The following is a 262-nucleotide window of genomic DNA, read 5'->3' on the forward strand; positions in this document are numbered from 1 at the left end:
GTTCAAATACTTCTTTAGGCGTACCCTTTCCCTGCAAGTAGCCGTCAGCCATAAACCAGACTTCGTCGGCCACTTCACGTGCAAAGCCCATTTCGTGGGTTACGATTACCATCGTCATCCCTGAGCTAGCCAGATCCTACATGGTCTTCAAAACCTCGCCAACCATTTCAGGGTCAAGTGCACTAGTTGGTTCGTCAAACAGCATCACTTCTGGGTCCATTGCTAAAGCTCTAGCAATCGCCACACGTTGCTGTTGACCACC

At 50.0% G+C, this 262-nt stretch carries 1 pseudogene; it reads right to left on the reverse strand.

From position 1 onward, the window contains the following. A pseudogene (locus AC2FA3_RS15295) lies at positions 1-262 on the reverse strand (ATP-binding cassette domain-containing protein); the annotation flags it as partial.

Source organism: Janibacter sp. CoH_79_TC_3, assembly GCF_058197955.1.